Origin of the sequence: Bradyrhizobium sp. STM 3561 (assembly GCF_045571455.1) — a bacterium.
Classification (GTDB): Bacteria; Pseudomonadota; Alphaproteobacteria; order Rhizobiales; family Xanthobacteraceae; genus Bradyrhizobium; species Bradyrhizobium vignae.
This window is the reverse complement of sequence record NZ_CP120695.1, coordinates 1,774,275-1,792,781: the sequence shown is the minus strand read 5'-3', so window position 1 is coordinate 1,792,781 and position 18,507 is coordinate 1,774,275. Positions and strand designations below refer to the sequence as shown.

At 65.9% G+C, this 18,507-nt stretch carries 12 protein-coding genes; 7 read left to right on the top strand and 5 right to left on the bottom strand.

Annotated elements, in window-relative coordinates:
* Window positions 1-189 precede the first annotated feature (189 nt).
* Both P6U28_RS08080 and P6U28_RS08075 read left to right on the top strand, forming a co-directional pair.
* Window positions 190-1,563, top strand: a complete 1,374-nt coding sequence (locus P6U28_RS08080) for a cation-efflux pump (RefSeq protein ID WP_122404096.1) — start codon at window positions 190-192, stop codon at window positions 1,561-1,563.
* A gap of 225 nt (window positions 1,564-1,788) precedes the next feature.
* Window positions 1,789-4,119, top strand: a complete 2,331-nt coding sequence (locus P6U28_RS08075) for a PAS domain-containing sensor histidine kinase (protein ID WP_122404097.1) — start codon at window positions 1,789-1,791, stop codon at window positions 4,117-4,119.
* Window positions 4,120-4,327: 208 nt separating this feature from the next.
* Here P6U28_RS08075 and P6U28_RS08070 read toward each other — a convergent pair whose 3' ends face one another.
* Window positions 4,328-5,221, bottom strand: coding sequence for a LysR family transcriptional regulator (locus tag P6U28_RS08070; RefSeq protein ID WP_122404098.1), 894 nt, complete (start codon window positions 5,219-5,221; stop codon window positions 4,328-4,330).
* Between the two features lie 224 nt (window positions 5,222-5,445).
* Here P6U28_RS08070 and P6U28_RS08065 point away from each other — a divergent pair, with 224 nt between their 5' ends.
* Genes P6U28_RS08065 through P6U28_RS08045 form a run of 5 tightly spaced genes read left to right on the top strand, consistent with a single transcriptional unit; the run spans window position 5,446 to window position 11,411 of the window.
* Window positions 5,446-5,922 carry a formate dehydrogenase subunit gamma gene (locus P6U28_RS08065; RefSeq protein WP_122404099.1) on the top strand — a complete coding sequence of 159 codons (477 nt, stop codon included), beginning with the start codon at window positions 5,446-5,448 and terminating at the stop codon, window positions 5,920-5,922.
* On the top strand, window positions 5,919-7,475 hold the full coding sequence (locus P6U28_RS08060; protein WP_122404100.1) for an NADH-quinone oxidoreductase subunit NuoF: 1,557 nt from the start codon (window positions 5,919-5,921) through the stop codon (window positions 7,473-7,475). Before P6U28_RS08065 ends, P6U28_RS08060 begins: the two co-directional genes overlap by 4 nt.
* A 10-nt stretch (window positions 7,476-7,485) precedes the next feature.
* A complete protein-coding gene (fdhF, locus tag P6U28_RS08055) occupies window positions 7,486-10,359 on the top strand; it encodes a formate dehydrogenase subunit alpha (RefSeq protein WP_122404101.1) in 2,874 nt (957 codons plus the stop codon).
* Window positions 10,360-10,363: 4 nt separating this feature from the next.
* Window positions 10,364-11,191, top strand: coding sequence for a formate dehydrogenase accessory sulfurtransferase FdhD (gene fdhD, locus P6U28_RS08050; RefSeq protein WP_122404102.1), 828 nt, complete (start codon window positions 10,364-10,366; stop codon window positions 11,189-11,191).
* Window positions 11,181-11,411 (top strand): formate dehydrogenase subunit delta, encoded by a 231-nt coding sequence (locus P6U28_RS08045; protein ID WP_162500359.1) that lies wholly within the window; start codon window positions 11,181-11,183, stop codon window positions 11,409-11,411. Before fdhD ends, P6U28_RS08045 begins: the two co-directional genes overlap by 11 nt.
* On the opposite strand, the gene P6U28_RS08040 is transcribed toward P6U28_RS08045, so the two are convergent.
* From P6U28_RS08040 to P6U28_RS08025, 4 genes are all read right to left on the bottom strand, one after another.
* Window positions 11,371-14,355, bottom strand: coding sequence for a bifunctional [glutamine synthetase] adenylyltransferase/[glutamine synthetase]-adenylyl-L-tyrosine phosphorylase (locus tag P6U28_RS08040; protein WP_122404104.1), 2,985 nt, complete (start codon window positions 14,353-14,355; stop codon window positions 11,371-11,373). The two genes, P6U28_RS08045 and P6U28_RS08040, sit on opposite strands and share 41 nt — an antisense overlap.
* On the bottom strand, window positions 14,352-15,812 hold the full coding sequence (locus tag P6U28_RS08035) for a HAMP domain-containing sensor histidine kinase (protein ID WP_122404105.1): 1,461 nt from the start codon (window positions 15,810-15,812) through the stop codon (window positions 14,352-14,354). Before P6U28_RS08035 ends, P6U28_RS08040 begins: the two co-directional genes overlap by 4 nt.
* Window positions 15,796-16,476: a response regulator transcription factor gene (locus P6U28_RS08030; protein ID WP_122406751.1), complete on the bottom strand. Its 681-nt coding sequence runs from the start codon at window positions 16,474-16,476 to the stop codon at window positions 15,796-15,798. The genes P6U28_RS08035 and P6U28_RS08030 overlap by 17 nt, the downstream gene beginning before the upstream one ends.
* A 274-nt stretch (window positions 16,477-16,750) precedes the next feature.
* Window positions 16,751-18,328 carry a Do family serine endopeptidase gene (locus P6U28_RS08025; RefSeq protein WP_122404106.1) on the bottom strand — a complete coding sequence of 526 codons (1,578 nt, stop codon included), beginning with the start codon at window positions 18,326-18,328 and terminating at the stop codon, window positions 16,751-16,753.
* Between the last annotated feature and the right edge of the window lie 179 nt (window positions 18,329-18,507).

Below are 18,507 nucleotides of genomic sequence, written 5' to 3'. Positions count from 1 at the left end.
CTCTCCTTGTCGTCATGGCCGGGCTTGACCCGGCCATCCACGTCTCTGCGGCATGGTACGAAGAACGTGGATGCCCGGGACAAGCCCGGGCATGACGGTGAGAGCGCCGGTCCCGCTTCTGCAACTCACTAGCGACTGCTCCTGTGGATCATCACTTGATGTCCGACGCTGGCCTGCTAAATCCCCGGCATGACCTCCCAGCACGACAAGACCTCGGTCGCCGCGCTCTCGATCTTCGCCAGCGGCGGCATGGCGGCGGCCAAGTTCGTGGTCGGGATCGCGATCGGCTCGCTGGCGCTGATCTCCGAGGCCCTGCATTCCTCGATCGACCTGGTGGCAACCATCATCACCTGGGCGGTGGTGCGGGTGTCCGACAAGCCCGCGGACGAGGAGCATCATTACGGCCACGGCAAGCTGGAAAGCATCTCCGCGCTGGGCGTCACTGCCCTGCTCTACGTGCTCGCCGGCGGCATCCTGGTCGAGGCCTATAGCCGGCTGCGCGAGGGAACCCCGCCGCCGACCATCTCGGCCGTACCGTTCGTGGTGCTGGTGACCGACATCGCCGTCAATCTCTGGCGCGCCCGCGCGCTGCACCGCGCCGCGCGGGAGACCAGGAGCCAGGCGCTGGCGGCGGACGCGCTCCATTTCGCCTCCGACGTCATGGGCTCGTTCGCCGTGATCGTTGGCCTGGTGCTCGCCTGGCTCGGCTACTGGTGGGGCGACGCAGCCGCGGCTGCCGCCGTCGCCGTGATGATCGCGGCTCTCGGCCTGCGCATGGCCGGCTCGACCGTGCAGACGCTGGTCGATCGCGCTCCGGAGGGCGCCCAGGAGAAGGCCACCGCCGCGATCCGCGGGGTACCGGGCGTGATCGACGTCGACCGGTTGCGCGTGCGCATGGTCGGAGCGACCACGTTCATCGACACCATCGCGAAGGTGCCGCGGACCTATCCGATCGACCGCGTCGAGGACATCAAGCGCAACGCGCAAGCCGCGGTCACCAAGGCCTTCGGCGATGCCGACCTCACTTTCGCCGCGGTGCCTGTCGCGCGCGACAACGAGACGGTGCGCGACCGCATCATGGTGATCGCGCGCAATTCCGGGCTCGCCATCCATCACGTCACGGTGCACGACCTCGGCGCCAAGCTGATCGTCAGCATCGACCTCGAAGTCGACGCCGACATGCAGCTCGAGGCCGCCCACGACGTCGCCAACACGCTGGAGCGCAATATCCAGGAGGAATTCGGCGAGGACGTCGAGGTCGACGTTCACATCGAGCCGTTGGAACCGGAACTGCCGTTCGGCGTCGATGCCGCGCCTGAGAGGGTGCAGACCATCGCCGCCGCGCTGACCGAATTCGCCGGCGAAGGCGAAATCCACGACATCCACAATGTGCGCGTCCGCAACACCGACGCCGGCGAGATCGTCAATTTCCACTGCCGCGCGGCGCCATCGATGAGCGTGATCAAGGTGCACGAGCGTGTGGACTCGATCGAGCGCGCGTTGCGGCGCGCGTTTCCGAGCGTGAAGCGCGTCATCAGTCACGCCGAACCGCCGCGGGCGTGATGAGAATGTGTGACGAGTCACACGTTCTCGTTTCGGACTCGTTGCGCCCTGGAGTTTGCGGGCATTCGATGCACAAACTGCGCGTTGGATAAGAATAATTTCGCGTTAACGATTCGTTGACTCTCGACAGCCTGCGAAAACTGGATTCAAATCAGTGTGATTCGGAAGCAACGTGGGGCTGCTTCCGGACTTCAGTTGCAAGCAGGTTTTCAGGGGGCCGAAGGCATGGCGAGCGCAGACGCCGCGAACGCGTGCGTCCAATCCGATTCGATCAAGGGATTGGCGCAATCGATCGCGAAACCTGCCTATCACCGGCTCCTGATCGCGGAGCCGGCACTGCGCCGCGCGGTGCCGACGCTCATCATCGCCTTCCTGATCACGATCTGCCTCGGCGCGTTCGTGCAGGTGGTCGATCAGACGCGCCAGAAGCGGCTGGTGATCCGCCACGACATTTCGGCACTCGCGGACCTGCTCGCCGAGCGCATCGATCGCCTCACCTCGGTGCGGCAGGAGCGGATCAAGACCATCGAGAACCTGCCGACGCTGCTGCCCGATCTCATTCCCTCCTGGGGCACCGCCTCGGGCCGCCACGTCATCGTCACCTCGGCCGGAATCGATCGTCGTATCCTCGCCCGCATCCCGGTCGACAGCGACCCGGTCGGCAACGACCGCCTGCTCGATGCGATCACGACCGCGCAACTGATCGCGGCGCCGCCACGCGACGGCACCATCACCGACATGACGCTGCCGAGCGGCAACGCGGCGATGGCGACCTCCCGGCAGATCAAGTCGCTCCCTGGCTTCGTCACCGTGATCCAGGAGCGCAACGAGCCGATCTGGGGTTCGGACGCCGCGCTCTCGGTGACGCTGTCGGCGACCACGGGCTTCGTCGTCCTGATCCTCGGCTTCGCCTTCCACTGGCAGTCGACCCGCGCCCGCGAGGGCGACCTCATCAACGACGCCGTGCGCGGCCGCATCGACACCGCGCTCAATCGCGGCCGCTGCGGGCTGTGGGACTGGGATCTGTCGCGCGGCAGGATTTTCTGGTCGCAGTCGATGTTCTCGATGCTCGGCCTCGACGGCCGCAACGAGCTCCTCACCTTCGGCGAGGTCAACGCACTGGTGAAGTCCGACGACATCGACCTGTTCGAGATCGCCGATCAGCTGATTTCCGAGAAGATCGACCACATCGACCAGACCTTCCGCATGCAGCATGTCGACGGTCACTGGATCTGGCTCCGCGTCCGCTGCGAGAAGACGCGCGGGGCGACCGATTCCAGCGTGCACCTCATCGGGATCGCCGTCGACATCACCGAGCAGAAGAGCCTCGCGGAGAAGACGGTGGAAGCCGACCTCCGCCTGCGCGATGCGATCGAGACCATTCCGGAAGCCTTCGTGCTGTGGGACGCGAGCGACCGCCTGGTGCTCTGCAATTCGCACTTCCAGCGCCTGCACAAGCTGCCCGACAGCGCGGTCATCCCCGGCACCTCCTACGAGACCGTGCTCGAGGTCGGCCGCATGCCGGAGGTGCGCACCCGCCACAACGAGACGGTTGCCCAAGGTCCGGGCGCGCGCACCTTCGAGGCCCAACTCGACGACGGCAGCTGGCTGCACATCAGCGAGCGCCGCACCAAGGACGGCGGCTACGTCTCGGTCGGCACCGACATCACCCGCATCAAGGAGCACGAGCAGAAGCTGGTCGACAACGATCTGCGTCTGCGTGCCACCGTCATCGACCTCAAGCGCTCGCAGGCCGCACTGGAGCGCCAGGCGGTCGAGCTCGCCGATCTCGCCGAGAAGTACCAGCGCGAGAAAACCCGCGCCGAGGAAGCCAACCAGACCAAGTCGAAATTCCTCGCCAACATGAGCCACGAGCTGCGCACGCCGCTCAATGCCATCATCGGCTTCTCCGAGATCATGGGCTCGGGCATGTTCGGCGAGCTCGGAAGCGAGAAGTATCAGGAATACTGCCAGGACATCCTGACCAGCGGCCACTATCTGCTCGAAGTCATCAACGACATCCTCGACATGTCCAAGATCGAAGCCGGCCGCATGAAGCTCGACATGGAAGAGCTCGACCTTTCGAAGACGCTCGCGGAATCCTTACGGGTCGTCTCTGGCCGGGCCCAGGACAAGCACCTGACGCTCGACGCCGACATCGCAAAATCCATCTCGGTGGTCGCCGACCGCCGCGCCACCAAGCAGATCATCGTCAACCTGCTCTCCAATGCCGTGAAGTTCACCCCCGACGGCGGGCGCGTCGTGGTGCGCAGCCGGCAGCTCGAGGACAGGATCGTGCTGATGATCGCCGACACCGGCATCGGCATCGCGCCGCATTCGCTGGCCCGGCTCGGCCGCCCGTTCGAGCAGGTCGAGAGCCAGCTCACCAAAACCTATCACGGCTCGGGCCTTGGCCTTGCCATCGCCCGCTCGCTGGCGCAGCTCCACGGCGGCTCGATGCGGCTGCGCTCCAAGCTCGAAGTCGGCACCGTCGTCCGCGTGGCGCTGCCGCGCGACGCGGTCAAGGCGGCGTCGGGGATATCGGCCGCGGCGTGACCGGCGGAACGAGCTTTGAATTGGGTGAATCGATGTCAGCCCAGAGCTCAGATCACCTCTCCCGAAGGGGATTACGGTCTGACCGTCTACTGCGGTCCCTGACCCGGATTGCGCTGGACGATGCTGCGCATCGCCAGGCGCAATCCGACCTCTCCCCGTTGGGGAGAGGTGGCACCCACATCGCGGACGCACTCTGTCTCGTCATGCTCTACAATTGCAGCGTCGGCGCGACCTCGCGCGCGACGTTGACCAGCGCCGCGATCAGCGGCGTCATCGGATCGCGCTGCGGGATCACCATGCCGATGCTGTAATTGACCTCGGGCTCGACGATCGGAATCGAGCGGACGGTATCGGACAGGCCGAGCGTCTCGGCGAGCTTGGCCGGCATCACGCTGGCCCAGCGCCCCGTCTTCACATGCGTGAACAGCACCAGCAGCGAGTTCGAGGTCAGGGTCGGCGTCGCCTCCGCGCCGACCGAGCGCAGCGCGCGGTCGATGATGCGGCGGTTCTGCATGTCGGGCGTCAGCAGGCAGAGCGGCACCTGCCCGACCTCCTTCCAGGTCACCGTCTCGCGGTCGCCGAACATCGCATCCGGTGCAGTGAGCAGGCGGTAGCTCTCGTTGTAGAGCGGAATGGTGCGCACCTTGCCGATCGGCTCGTTCTCGATATAGGTCAGCCCCGCATCGACCTCGAGATTCTCGAGCAATCCCAGCACCTCCGACGAGGTCGTCGAGCGGATGCTGAAACGCACCTCGGGATGCTTCGCGCGAAACGGCGTCGTCAGCGAGGCGACCATGCCGAGCACGGTTGGGATCGCGGCGATGCGGATCTCGCCGGAGAGCTGATGCTTCAGCCCGTTGATCTCGTCGCGCATTGCGCGGGCATCGCCCACGATCCGCCGCGCCCAGTCGAGCGCCCGCTCGCCTTCAGGGGTGAATCCCTGAAAGCGCGAGCCGCGCTGGACCAGCATCACGCCGAGAATCTCTTCGAGCTGCTTGAGCCCGGTCGACATTGTCGGTTGCGTCACGCCGCAGGCCTCGGCAGCACGTCCGAAATGCCGCTCCTTCGCCAGCGCCAGCAATAGTTCAAGCTTGTCGATCAACCGGTCGTCCCCTCGAATTCCATCGTGGCATGCAAGCTAGCATGCCGGGCCTGCACCAACACGCAAAAACCGGCAGCCGATACGACTTTCATTACCGTTTCGTATCGACTGATTGTCGTTGCAAATCGATCCGAATTCGCAATCGCAGCACGGGACAGCTTTATTGATCTTCGAACGATTCCAACTAGTTTGCGCCGATGGAACGCTCAGGTTGAGAACGAAGAATGACAGCGATTTTTGAGCCTTGGAACGAGACGCGCGGCGCCGAAATCATCGCCGAACATGCCGATCAAGAGGGTGCGACGCTGGTCATCCTGCATGCGCTACAGGAGGCATTCGGCTATGTGCCGGAGGCCGCCATCCCCATGGTTGCGCAGGCGCTCAATCTGTCGCGCGCCGAAGTCCATGGCGTCTTCACGTTCTATCATGATTTCCGCCACAAGCCGGCCGGCCGCCATGTGCTGAAGCTGTGCCGCGCCGAAGCCTGTCAGGCCGCGGGCGGCGATGCGCTGGCTGCGCGGGCCGAGGCGAAGCTTGGCGTCTCGCTCGGCAACACGACGGCTGACGATCGCGTCACGCTGGAGCCGATCTACTGCCTCGGCCTGTGCGCGACTGCGCCATCCGCGATGCTCGATGGCCGCCTCATCGGCCGGCTCGACCAGAAGCGCCTCGATGCGCTGGTTGCGGAGGCGCAGCGATGAGCATGCGCCTCTACGTCTCACGCGACGCCGGCGCGGTCGCCGTCGGCGCCGACGAGGTCGCCCTGGCGCTGGAGCAGGCCGCCGCCAAGCGTGGCGTGGCGATCGAGATCATCAGAACCGGCTCGCGCGGGATGTACTGGCTGGAGCCGCTGGTCGAGGTCGCGACGCCCCAGGGCCGCATCGCCTTCGGTCCTGTCACCGAGACCGACGTGCCCTCGCTGCTCGATGCGCTCGCCAGCAACGCACCGCATCTCTTGCGGCTGGGCGCGACCGAGGAGATTCCCTGGCTGAAGCGCCAGACCCGCCTCACCTTCGCCCGCTGCGGCGTCATCGACCCGCGCTCGCTCGACGACTACCGCGCCCATGGCGGCTACAAGGGTTTTGAGCGCGCACTCTCGCTCGGACCTGATGCGATCCTGAACGAAGTCACCGCATCGGGCTTGCGCGGCCGCGGCGGCGCGGGCTTTCCGACCGGGATCAAGTGGAAGACGGTCGCGCAAGCCAAGGCCGACCGCAAGTTCATCGTCTGCAACGCCGACGAAGGCGACAGCGGCACCTTTGCCGACCGCATGATCATGGAAGGCGATCCCTTCCTGGTGATCGAGGGCATGACCATCGCCGGCCTCACCGTCGGCGCGACCAAGGGCTACATCTACATCCGCAGCGAATATCCGCACGCGGTCGAGGCGATGAACGCCGCAATCGCGGCGGCCAGGCGCGGCGGCTATCTCGGCACCGACATCGGCGGCTCGAAGCAAGCCTTCGATCTCGAGGTGCGCGTCGGCGCCGGCGCCTATGTCTGCGGCGAGGAGACCTCGCTGCTGGAGAGCCTGGAAGGCCGCCGCGGCATCGTGCGCGCCAAGCCGCCGCTGCCGGCGCATCACGGCCTGTTCGGCAAGCCGACCGTGATCAACAACGTGCTGTCGTTCGCGGCCGTCCCCTTCATCCTCGCCGAGGGCGCCAAGGCCTATGCGGATTTCGGCATGGGCCGCTCGCGCGGGACGATGCCGATCCAGCTCGCCGGCAACATCCGCTACGGTGGCCTGTTCGAGACCGCCTTCGGGGTGACGCTCGGCGAGCTCGTCGACGACATCGGCGGCGGCACGTTCACGGGCCGCCCCGTGCGCGCCGTGCAGGTCGGCGGGCCGCTCGGCGCCTATTTCCCGCGCGCGCTGTTCGACACTCCATTCGACTATGAGGCTTTTGCCGCGCGCGACGGCCTGATCGGCCATGGCGGCATCGTCGTGTTCGACGACAGCGTCGACATGCGGAGGCAAGCGCGCTTCGCCATGGAATTCTGCGCCATCGAATCCTGCGGCAAGTGCACACCGTGCCGGATCGGCTCCACCCGTGGGGTCGAGACCATCGAGAAGATCATCCGGGGCGAGCGCGTCCATGAAAACCTCGCGCTGGTCGAGGACCTCTGCAACACCATGAAATTCGGCTCGCTCTGCGCACTCGGCGGCTTCACGCCTTACCCCGTGCTCAGTGCGCTGAAGCATTTCCGGGAGGATTTTGTCCCGGCGCCGACGACGCTTCAGGCCGCGGAATAGGAGAACGACGATGTCTCTGATCGAGGAAATCGACTTCGGCACGCCGGCTTCCAAATCGGAAGCGATGGTGACGCTGACCATCGATGGCAAGGAGATCTCGGTGCCCGAGGGCACCTCGATCATGCGCGCGGCGATGGAAGCCGGCCACCAGATTCCAAAGCTCTGCGCCACCGACATGGTCGATGCATTCGGCTCCTGCCGCCTCTGCCTGGTCGAGATCGAAGGCCGCGCCGGCACGCCGGCCTCCTGCACCACGCCCGTCATGCCCGGCCTCGTCGTGCACACCCAGACCGAGCGGCTCAAGAAGCTGCGCAAGGGCGTGATGGAGCTCTACATCTCCGATCATCCGCTCGATTGCCTCACCTGCGGCGCCAACGGCGATTGCGAGCTGCAGGACATGGCGGGCGCCGTGGGCCTGCGCGACGTGCGCTACGGCTATGAGGGCGAGAACCACGTCTTCGCCAAGACCCACGGCTGCGACAACGACCACTGGATGCCGAAGGACGAGTCCAATCCGTACTTCATCTATGATCCATCCAAGTGCATCGTCTGCTCGCGCTGCGTCCGCGCCTGCGAGGAGGTGCAAGGCACCTTCGCGCTGACCATCTCCGGCCGCGGCTTCGAAAGCCGGGTTTCGCCGGGCATGAACGAGAGCTTCCTGGGCTCCGAATGCGTCTCCTGCGGCGCCTGCGTGCAGGCCTGCCCGACCGCGACGCTGACGGAAAAATCCGTGATCGAGATCGGTCAGCCCGAGCACTCGGTCGTCACCACCTGCGCCTATTGCGGCGTCGGCTGCGCCTTCAAGGCCGAAATGCGCGGCGAGGAAGTGGTGCGCATGGTGCCCTACAAGGACGGCAAGGCCAACCGCGGTCATTCCTGCGTCAAGGGCCGTTTCGCCTGGGGCTACACCAACCACGGGGAACGCATTCTCAAGCCGATGATCCGCGAAAGAATCGAGGATCCCTGGCGCGAAGTGTCCTGGGACGAGGCGTTCTCCTTTGCTGCCGCCAAGATGCGCGGCATCCAGAAGACATACGGCCGCGACGCCATCGGCGGCATCACCTCGTCCCGATGCACCAATGAAGAGACCTATCTGGTGCAGAAGCTGATCCGCGCCGGCTTCGGCAACAACAATGTCGACACCTGCGCCCGCGTCTGCCACTCGCCGACCGGCTATGGCCTCGCCACCACCTTCGGCACCTCCGCCGGCACGCAGGACTTCGACTCGGTCGAGGACACCGACGTCGTCCTGATCATCGGCGCCAACCCGGCCTCCGCGCACCCCGTCTTCGCCTCCCGCCTGAAGAAGCGGCTGCGCCAGGGCGCAAAGCTGATCGTGATCGACCCGCGCCGCACCGAGATGGTGGAATCGCCGCATGTGAAGGCGCTGCACCTGCCCCTGATGCCCGGCACCAATGTCGCAGTCATGACCGCGCTGGCGCATGTCATCGTCACCGAGGGCCTCGTCAACGAAGCCTTCGTGCGCGAGCGCTGCGACTGGAGCGAGTTCGAGGAGTGGGCCGCCTTCGTCTCCCAGCCGAAGAATAGCCCGGAATCGACCGCCATCCTCACCGGCGTCGATCCCAAGGTCCTGCGCGAAGCCGCGCGCACTTACGCGACCGGCGGCAACGGCGCGATCTATTACGGTCTCGGCGTCACCGAGCACAGCCAGGGCTCGACCACCGTGATCGCGATCGCGAACCTTGCGATGGCGACCGGCAATATCGGGCGCCCCGGCGTCGGCGTGAACCCGCTGCGCGGCCAGAACAACGTGCAGGGCTCCTGCGACATGGGTTCGTTCCCGCACGAGCTGCCGGGCTATCGCCACATATCGGGCGATGCCGTGCGCGACCAGTTCGAGGCGCTGTGGAACGTCAAGCTCAACCCCGAGCCTGGCCTGCGCATCCCCAACATGTTCGATGCCGCGGTCGAAGGCACGTTCATGGGCCTTTACGTGCAAGGCGAGGACATTCTCCAGTCCGACCCGAACACTTCGCACGTGGTCGCTGCGCTGTCGGCGATGGAATGCGTCATCGTCCACGACCTCTTCCTGAACGAGACAGCGAACTATGCCCACGTCTTCCTGCCCGGCTCGAGCTTCCTCGAGAAGGACGGCACCTTCACCAATGCCGAGCGCCGCATCCAGCGCGTGCGCAAGGTGATGACGCCGAAGAACGGCATGGCCGACTGGGAGGTCACCATTGGCCTTGCCAGGGCCATGGGCTTCGAGATGAACTACAGCCATCCCTCCGAGATCATGGACGAGATCGCGGCGCTGACCCCGACCTTCGCCGGCGTCTCCTACGCCAAGCTCGACGAGCTCGGCTCAGTGCAGTGGCCCTGCAACGAGAAGGCGCCCGAGGGCACGCCGGTGATGCATATCGACGGCTTCGTCCGCGGCAAGGGCAAATTCGTCGTGACCGAGTATGTCGCGACGGACGAGCGCACCGGTCCGCGCTATCCGCTGCTGCTCACCACGGGCCGCATCCTCAGCCAATACAATGTCGGCGCGCAGACCAGGCGCACCGACAACGTTATCTGGCACAGCGAAGATCGGCTGGAGATCCACCCGCACGATGCCGAGCAGCGCGGCGTGCGCGACGGCGACTGGGTGCGGCTGAAGAGCCGCGCCGGCGAGACTACTCTGCGCGCGGAGATCACCGACCGCGTCGCGCCCGGCGTCGTCTACACCACCTTCCACCACCCGGACACGCAGGCCAACGTCATCACGACGGACTATTCGGACTGGGCGACCAACTGTCCCGAATACAAGGTCACGGCGGTGCAGGTCTCGCGCTCGAACGGCCCGTCCGATTGGCAGAAGGCCTATGACGCACAGGCGCGGCAATCCCGTCGCATCGTACCGGCCGAAGCTGCGGAGTAAGGGCATGCACGTTCCGGTCCAGGCCATCGACCGCGAGATCTGGCGTGACGGCATCGCATCAGAGGGGACGCGGCTGATCCCCGAGGAGACGCCGCTGGCGCTGACCTATAATGGCGGCACCTATGCCGTCATGATGGGGACGCCGCAGAACATGGAGGATTTCGCCGTCGGCTTCAGCCTGGACGAAGGCATCATCAAGTCGGTCGACGACATCAAATCGCTCGAGGTTGTTCGCCTCGACGACGGCATCGAGCTCAGGATGTGGCTGGCACCGGAAGATGCGGTACTCATCAGCGAGCGCCGGCGCCGCGTCGCCGGTCCTACCGGCTGCGGCATCTGCGGCATCGAGTCCATCGCTGAAGCCGTGCGGCCCGCGGCGGTCGTGCCGTGCGGTCAGACCTTCACGCCGGAGCAGATCATGGCGGCGATGCAGGCCATTGCGCCGCTGCAATCGATCAACATGCAAACCCGCGCCGTTCACGCCGCTGCGTTCTGGTCCCCTGCCGGCGGCATCGTTGCGCTGCGCGAGGATGTCGGCCGCCACAACGCGCTCGACAAGCTCGCGGGCGCCCTGGCACGCAGCCGCACGGATGCGCGCGGCGGCATGATGCTGCTGACGAGCCGCGTCTCGGTCGAGATGGTGCAGAAGACCGCCGCGATCGGCGCGCCGGTGATGGTCGCCGTCTCGGCGCCGACCGCGCTCGCGGTGCGCACGGCGGAAGCTGCCGGCATCACGCTGATCGCCATCGCCCGGCAGGACGGGTTCGAAGTGTTCTCGCATGGTGACCGGGTCATCGCCCGCCATGCCCAGGAGGTTGCCGATGTCGCCTGATCGCCTGATCTACATGGCCAACCAGATCGGCAAGTTCTTCCAGAGCCAGGGGCATGACAAAGCCGTGCCGGGCATTGCCGAGCACATCAAGAAGTTCTGGGATCCCCGGATGAAGCGCGCGATCTTCGCCCATCTCGATGCCGGCGGCGCGGGACTGGAGCCGAACGTGCGCGAGGCCCTCACCTCGCTGAAACAGGCGACGTCCCTAAGAGCATCCTGAAAACGCGCCGCACCTCGCTCTGCGTTTCCTTCACCCGCGCCTCCAGCGACGAGAAGTCCGGCGCATCGCCGGCGCGCGCCATGACGCGCAGGAGATCGGTGCCGGCGGTTTCCGGCTTGAAGCGCTCGCTGACGCAGAGCCGCAGGATCTGCGTCAGGTCATGATAGAGCCGCGCCGCCGCACGCAAGATCTCGGTCTCGGATTGAGCGAGCACGCCGAGCCTGCATGCGTTTTCCAGCACCTGCACGGTGCTGACGTCGAGAATGTCCGGCTTGTCGTGGGCATGCACGAGTTGGAGATATTGGGCGATGAAGTCGACGTCGATCATGCCGCCGGCGGCGTATTTGAGATCCCAGTGGTCGGCCTCCCCCTTCTCCTGGCCGATCGCGCTGCGCATGTCGGCGACGTCGTTGGCGATGATCCCGCGGTCGCGGCGGCGGGTCAGGACATCGCGGATGACGCGCTCGATCCGTTTCCGGAATTCTGGCGAAGCCGACACCACGCGCGCGCGCGTCAGCGCCATGTGCTCCCAGGTCCAGGCCTCGTTGGCCTGGTAATCCGCGAAGGAGGCAAGGCTCGACGCCACCGGGCCGGCGCGCCCCGACGGACGAAGCCGCATGTCGATCTCGTAGAGCACGCCGTAGTTGGTCCGCGTCGTGAAAGCACTGATCAGGCGCTGGGTGAAGCGGGCAAAATAGTGCGCACCTTGCAGCGACTTCGGCCCATCCGAGTCAGGGTTCTCGCTGTCGAAATCGTAGAGCAGGATCAGGTCGAGGTCGGACGAGGCCGTCATTTCGCGGCTGCCGAGCCGGCCCATCGCGATGATCGCGGTCTCCTGCCCCTTGATGCGGCCGTGCTGGGCGGCAAAGCGATCGGCGACGAGGCCATGCACCGTGTGGACGATGCCTTCGGCCACGTCTGCAAAGGCCGTGCTCGCCTGCTGCGCCGAGACGGTGCCGGACAGGATGCGCGTGCCGATCAGGAACAGGCTCTCCTGCCCGAACAGGCGCAGGCGATCGAGAAACTCCTCGTAGGAGCCGGCATCCTGCACGGTCGCGGCGAGCCGGCCCGACAATTCCAGCCTGTCGGGCATCGCGCCGAAAAAGCGGGGATCGATGAGGCCATCCATGAGCTGCGGCTGCCGTGCCAGCATCTCGCCGAGCCGCGGCGCCGCGCCCAGCACCAGCGCCACCAGCGCGACGAGATCCCGGTTCTGACTGAGCAGCGTGATCAGCCGGCCGCCGCGCTGGAGCGCCCCGAGGAAATGATCGAACGCCACGACGGCGCGATCCGGATCCTCGGCATGGGCAAGGCCGTCGATCAAGGCCGGCACGAATTCGACGAAGGCGCTTCGCGTCGTCTCAACGCGGAACACGCGGTAGTCGCCGGTGATCCAGTCGCACACGGTTTGCGCGACGGCGGCGGGCTTCTTGAAGCCAAGCGTCGCCAGATGCTGAAGCAGGCGCGGATCGTCTGGACCCGCACCGTAGTCGAGCGCCGGCAGCTTGGCGGTGCCGGTCGGATCGTCGCCCTCGAAGAGCTTTTCGTAGTGACCCTGGACGATCTTGAGCTGGTGCAGCAGGTCGCGCGCAAAGGCTTCGCGATCCGGATAGCCGAAGAACCATGCGAAGCGCTCGACCGCTTGCTTGTCCTCGGGCAGCGTGTGGGTCTGCTCGTCGGCGATCATCTGGAGGCGATGCTCGACCCGGCGCAGGAATTCGTAAGCCGTGGTCAGCTCGTCGCGCGCAGCAAGGGTGATCCAGTTGCTGGAGGCGAGCACGTCGAGCGCCCTCAGCGTCGGCCGCACCCGCAATTCCGGATGGCGGCCGCCCGCAATCAGCTGCTGGGTCTGCGCGAAGAACTCGATCTCGCGGATGCCACCGCGCCCGACCTTGACGTTATGGCCCTCGACCGCGATCTCGCTCTGGCCGCGATAGGTCTGCATCTGCCGCTTCATGTCGTGGACGTCGGCGAGCGCGGCGAAGTCGAGATGCTTGCGCCAGACAAAGGGCGCGATCTCCGCCAGAAGCGCCTCGCCCGCCCTGGGATCGCCGGCGCAGGCCCGCGCCTTGATCATGGCGGCGCGCTCCCAGGTGCGCCCTTCCCGTTCGTAGTAATTCAGCGCGGCGTCCCGTGAGATCGCCACCTGCGTCGAGGACGGATCGGGGCGCAGCCGCAGGTCCACGCGGAAGACGTAACCATCATGGGTGCGCTGCTGCAGGATGCGCGCCATGCCCTGTGTGACCCGCACGAAAAACGGCTGCGGCTCGATATCGGGCGCCAGCGTCGTGGCATCGGGATCGAAGAAGACGATGAGATCGATGTCGCTGGAATAGTTCAGCTCGCCCGCGCCCATCTTGCCCATCGCCAGCACGATCAGCCCGCAGCCCTTTTCGGGCGCCTCGGGGTCGGGCGGTGAGAGCTTGCCACGTGCGGCTTCCTGCCGCAGCAGGTACTGGAGCGCCGCCTGGACCGAGAATACCGCGATATCGGTCAGCGCCGCCGTCACCCGCATCACCGGCCAGACGCCGCCGATGTCGCAGAGTGCGGTCAGCAGTGCTGCCTCCGCCTTCATGCGGCGAAGCAGGCGCATCACCTCGGCTTCATCGGATGCCGCGAGCACGGCGCTCCTCGCCTCCGCCATCAGCACCGCCAGGTGCACATCGGGATCGCATTCGAGCAGCCTGACCAGACGCGCGGGGTCGGCGCGCACGAGATCGAACAGATAGGGCGAGAATTCCGCGATCCCGGCCAAGATATCCCGCGCGAATGGATGAACCAGCAGGGATTCGAGACGTGCCGATTGTGCCGGCTCGAGCTCGGCCAGCCAGGTTTCGAAACGTCGTTCGTCGGTTGTGGAAGCGGCAATATGGGGAGCCTCCGCGAAGCGTGCGGCCAGCCTCTCACCATGCTTGTCCGCGTTTCCCGGCGCGGAGTGGTTCATGCCACCTTCTGTGGCACATCCTGCATCGGCGGAGCAACCCTGTCGCCGGCCCCCGCGCGCGCCGGCACGACGAGCGTGGCGACGAGGCCGGGATTGGCATCGCCCAAGCGCAATTCGCCACCGTGCAACGTCGCGACCGCCGAGGCGAGGCTGAGGCCGAGACCTGAGCCCGGCAGCGTGCGGCTGGCCTCCAGCCGCACGAATCGCTCGACCACGTGCTTGCGATCGGTTTCGGGGATGCCTGGACCACGATCGGTCACGCTGAGCAGCACCCGGTCGCCCTCGCGCCGCGCCTCGATCGTGATTTGCCTCGCGTCCATGCTGACCACGGTTCCGGCCGCTTGTGCCGCCGGCTTGCCGTATTTGATCGCGTTCTCGACGAGATTGGCGAGCGCCTGGCTGATCAGTTCGCGATTGGCATGAACCGGCGTCGGCTCGCATTTGACCTTCAGGGTCATGCCGTCTTCCTCGGCGAGCGGCTCGTAGAGCTCGTGGATGCCCTCCGCAACCTCCGCGGCATCGAAGTCGTCCATGTTGCCGCGCGCCTGTCCGGATTCTGCGCGCGCGATCATCAGAAGCGCGTTGAAGGTCCGGATCAGCCCGTCGGACTCCTCGATGGTCCGCTCCAGCGCGGCGCGATAATCGGCCTCGCAGCCTGATCTCGCCAACGCCTCTTCGGCGCGATTGCGCAGCCGCGTCAGCGGCGTCTTGAGATCATGGGCGATGTTGTCGGAAACCTCCTTCAGACCCGCCATGAGCGCCTCGATCCGCTCGAGCATGGCGTTGAGGTTCTCGGCGAGGCGATCGATCTCGTCGCCACTGCGCCCCACGGGCAGGCGCTCGCTGAGATCTCCGGTCATGATGCGCTGCGTGGTGCCGGTCATCGCGTCGATGCGCCTCAGCACCCTGCGTGCGACGAAGATGCCGCCGCCGAGGCCGAGCACGACGACGATCAGGATCGACCATTGCGCTGCCTTGGCGACGATGCCGAACAGGCGCCGCCGTTCGGCGAGGTCGCGGCCGATCAGCAGCCGGAAGCCGTTCTCCAATTCGGTGACGCGCACCAAAGCGCGATGATCGCGATCATCGGCATCCTCGAGGCGTCGATAGGCCGTCTCCGACCAGCCGCGCGTCGCCATCACGCCGGGCGCCAGCGAGCCGACATTGCCGGCAATCGCCTGCCCCGTCGGCGTGGTCACGAGATAGAGGTTGGCACCCGGGCGTAGCGCGCGATACTCGATCGTACGCACGAGGCTGAACATGCCGCGGCGATCGTAGATCTCGCTGATTTCCGAAGTCTCGGAATTGACCGTCTGCGTGATTTCCTCGGTGATCAGCCGCCGTGTATTCCAGGCGAAATAGCCGAGCAGCGAGGCCGCGAACATCGCGAACAGCAGCAGATAGACCAGCGTCAGCCGGAACGCCGTGGTGCGGACGAGTTTACCGAATGCCGTCACGGATCATGTATCCGGCGCCGCGGATCGTGTGCAGCAGCGGGCGCTCGAAGCCCTTGTCGATCTTGGAGCGCAGCCGCGAGATGTGCACGTCGATCACGTTGGTCTGCGGATCGAAATGATAGTCCCAGACGTTCTCCAAGAGCATGGTGCGGGTCACCACCTGGCCGGCATGCTTCATGAGATATTCGAGCAGGCGGAATTCGCGCGGTTGCAGGGTCAGCTCGTCCTTGCCGCGGGCGACGCGATGCGACAGCCGGTCGAGCTCGAGGTCGCCGACGCGATAAAGCGTCTCTTCGGCCGGGCCGCCGCGACGGCGCGACAGCACTTCGACGCGGGCCAGCAGCTCGGCGAAGGAATAGGGCTTTGGCAGATAGTCGTCGCCGCCGGCACGCAGGCCCTTGATGCGGTCATCGACCTGCCCGAGCGCTGAGAGAATCAGCACCGGCGTCGTGTTGCCCTTGTCGCGCAGTGCGCCGATCAGCGACAGGCCGTCGCGCTTGGGCAGCATGCGATCGACCACCAGCACGTCGTAGTCGCCGTTCTCGGCCATGGCGAGGCCTTCCTCGCCGTCAGCGGCGTGGTCGGCAATGTGTCCGACTTCGCGAAACGCCTTGGCGAGGTAGTCGGCGGATTCGCGGTCGTCTTCGATGATGAGGAGGCGCATCGTGCGTTCAGCGGCGGTCAAGGAGGTCAACCTTCTCTAAACATGGCGCGAGCGGCAATCGCATGCAAGCCGAGCGGGGGAGTCTCGAAGCGGGAAAAAGGCGGGCGGTGAAGCTGGGGGGACCTCACCGCCCTAGGCCTTCCGACGGAGGGGGGCGTAATTCCACCGGAAGGTAGATGAGGGAAGCGAACGTTGCGCTGCTTCCCCGAAGGGCACCGGCGGCGGGGGCGACTGATGCCGGCGATGCCCTTCATCTCGTAGACCTCCTGAAGGCTCAGCCCTTGGCGATGGGCACGGCGACGAAGCGCGACTGGCCGCCGCTCTTCACGCGCATCAGGACGCTGTTCTTGTTGTCGGTCCGCGCCGCGTTGATGGCGTCGCGGACCTCGCCTGCGGTGGCAACGCTCTTGCCACCGACTTCGAGAATCACATCGCCTTCCTTGAAGCCGCGCTCGGCCGCGGCGCTCTTCGGATCGACTTCGGTGACGACGACGCCTTCCTTGCCGGCGCCGGCAACGGAATTTGCGGGCGCAACGGTCATGCCGAGCTTGGGCACGTCGGTGCCCTTGCTGGCACCCTTGCCGCTGTCATTATCGGTATCGGCCTTGGCCTCGACCGCGTTCGGCAACTGGCCGAGGGTGAGGTTCACGACCTTATCCTGGCCCTTGTGCAGCACGTTGAGCTTCACGGAGGCGCCGGGCGCCATGCCACCGATGGTGCGGGCAAGCTCACGGGCGTCCTTGACGGTCTCGCCGTTGACCGCGGTGATCACGTCGCCGGACTCGATGCCGGCCTTGGCGGCCGGACCGCTCGCCTGCGGCTCCGCCACCAGGGCGCCCTCAGCCTTCTTCATGCCGAGGCTGTCGGCGATATCGGACGTCACGGGCTGGATCTGCACGCCGATCCAGCCGCGGCTGACCGAGCCCTTCTCCTTGAGCTGGGCGACGACGCTCTTCACCGTGTTGGCGGGGATCGAGAACGCGATGCCCACGCTGCCGCCGGAGGGCGAGTAGATCGCGGTGTTGACGCCCATCACTTCACCATCGGTGTTGAAGGCCGGACCGCCGGAGTTGCCCTTGTTCACGGGCGCGTCGATCTGGATGAAATCGTCATAGGGACCATTGCCGAGGTCGCGGCCGCTGGCCGAAACGATGCCCGCGGTCACGGTGCCGCCGAGACCGAAGGGATTGCCGACCGCGAGCACCCAGTCGCCGATCCGCGGCTTGCCGTCGGCAAGCTTGGCGAATGGGAAGTTGGAGCTACCCTCGACCTTGATCAGGGCGAGGTCGGTGCGCTGGTCGGTGCCGATGACCTTGGCGGTGTAGGTCTTGCCGTCATCGGTGGTGACCTCGACCTTGTCGGCGCCGTCGACCACATGGTTGTTGGTGACGGCATAGCCGTCAGCGGAGATGAAGAAGCCGGAGCCCTGGCCCTGCACGACGCGGCCGCGGCCGCCCTTCAGGCCCGGAAAACCATCGGGACCGCCGAAGCGGCGGAAGAAGCGCTCCATCGGCGAGCCCGGCTGGAACGGCGAGGAGGAATCATCACCGTCATCGTTGCTCGCGGTCTTCTCCTTGATGTTGACCTTCACCGAGATCACGGACGGCTTCACGCGCTCGACGATGTCGGCGAAACCGATCGGACGCTCGACCTTTCGGACCTCGTTGTTGACCTGCGCATGCGCCGGGCTGGAGAACAGGTCGGCCGGGGAGGTCGATGGGCTGAAGCCATAGACGGCCGCGCCGAGACCGGCGACGACCGAAGCCATCAGCGCCAGCTTGCGCGCGGAAAACACCGACCGGCGCGGCGGCCGGTACGTCGGAAGGTTCGAGAGGTCGATACGATCGGTCATGCAGAAATCTCCAGGGCCTTGAATTCCTTTTGGTGCCGGATCCCAGCACCTTGCGGACTTGAAGATGGGGATTCCCGCCTTACCGCGCGCTGGCGGCGGGGTTAAACTTTTGTAATGAAGGGACGAGACAGATGCGGCAGTTTAGCACAGGCCAAAAATCGTGGTCTTACAGGAACTTA

Bases quoted from the DNA above. Each gene is read 5' to 3' on its own strand.
- P6U28_RS08045 (WP_162500359.1), top strand. From the start codon at position 11,181: ATGTCGCCTGATCGCCTGATCTACATGGCCAACCAGATCGGCAAGTTC.
- P6U28_RS08075 (WP_122404097.1), top strand. From the start codon at position 1,789: ATGGCGAGCGCAGACGCCGCGAACGCGTGCGTCCAATCCGATTCGATC.
- P6U28_RS08040 (WP_122404104.1), bottom strand. From the start codon at position 14,355: ATGAACCACTCCGCGCCGGGAAACGCGGACAAGCATGGTGAGAGGCTG.
- fdhD (WP_122404102.1), top strand. From the start codon at position 10,364: ATGCACGTTCCGGTCCAGGCCATCGACCGCGAGATCTGGCGTGACGGC.
- P6U28_RS08030 (WP_122406751.1), bottom strand. From the start codon at position 16,476: ATGCGCCTCCTCATCATCGAAGACGACCGCGAATCCGCCGACTACCTC.
- P6U28_RS08060 (WP_122404100.1), top strand. From the start codon at position 5,919: ATGAGCATGCGCCTCTACGTCTCACGCGACGCCGGCGCGGTCGCCGTC.
- fdhF (WP_122404101.1), top strand. From the start codon at position 7,486: ATGTCTCTGATCGAGGAAATCGACTTCGGCACGCCGGCTTCCAAATCG.
- P6U28_RS08025 (WP_122404106.1), bottom strand. From the start codon at position 18,328: ATGACCGATCGTATCGACCTCTCGAACCTTCCGACGTACCGGCCGCCG.
- P6U28_RS08080 (WP_122404096.1), top strand. From the start codon at position 190: ATGACCTCCCAGCACGACAAGACCTCGGTCGCCGCGCTCTCGATCTTC.
- P6U28_RS08065 (WP_122404099.1), top strand. From the start codon at position 5,446: ATGACAGCGATTTTTGAGCCTTGGAACGAGACGCGCGGCGCCGAAATC.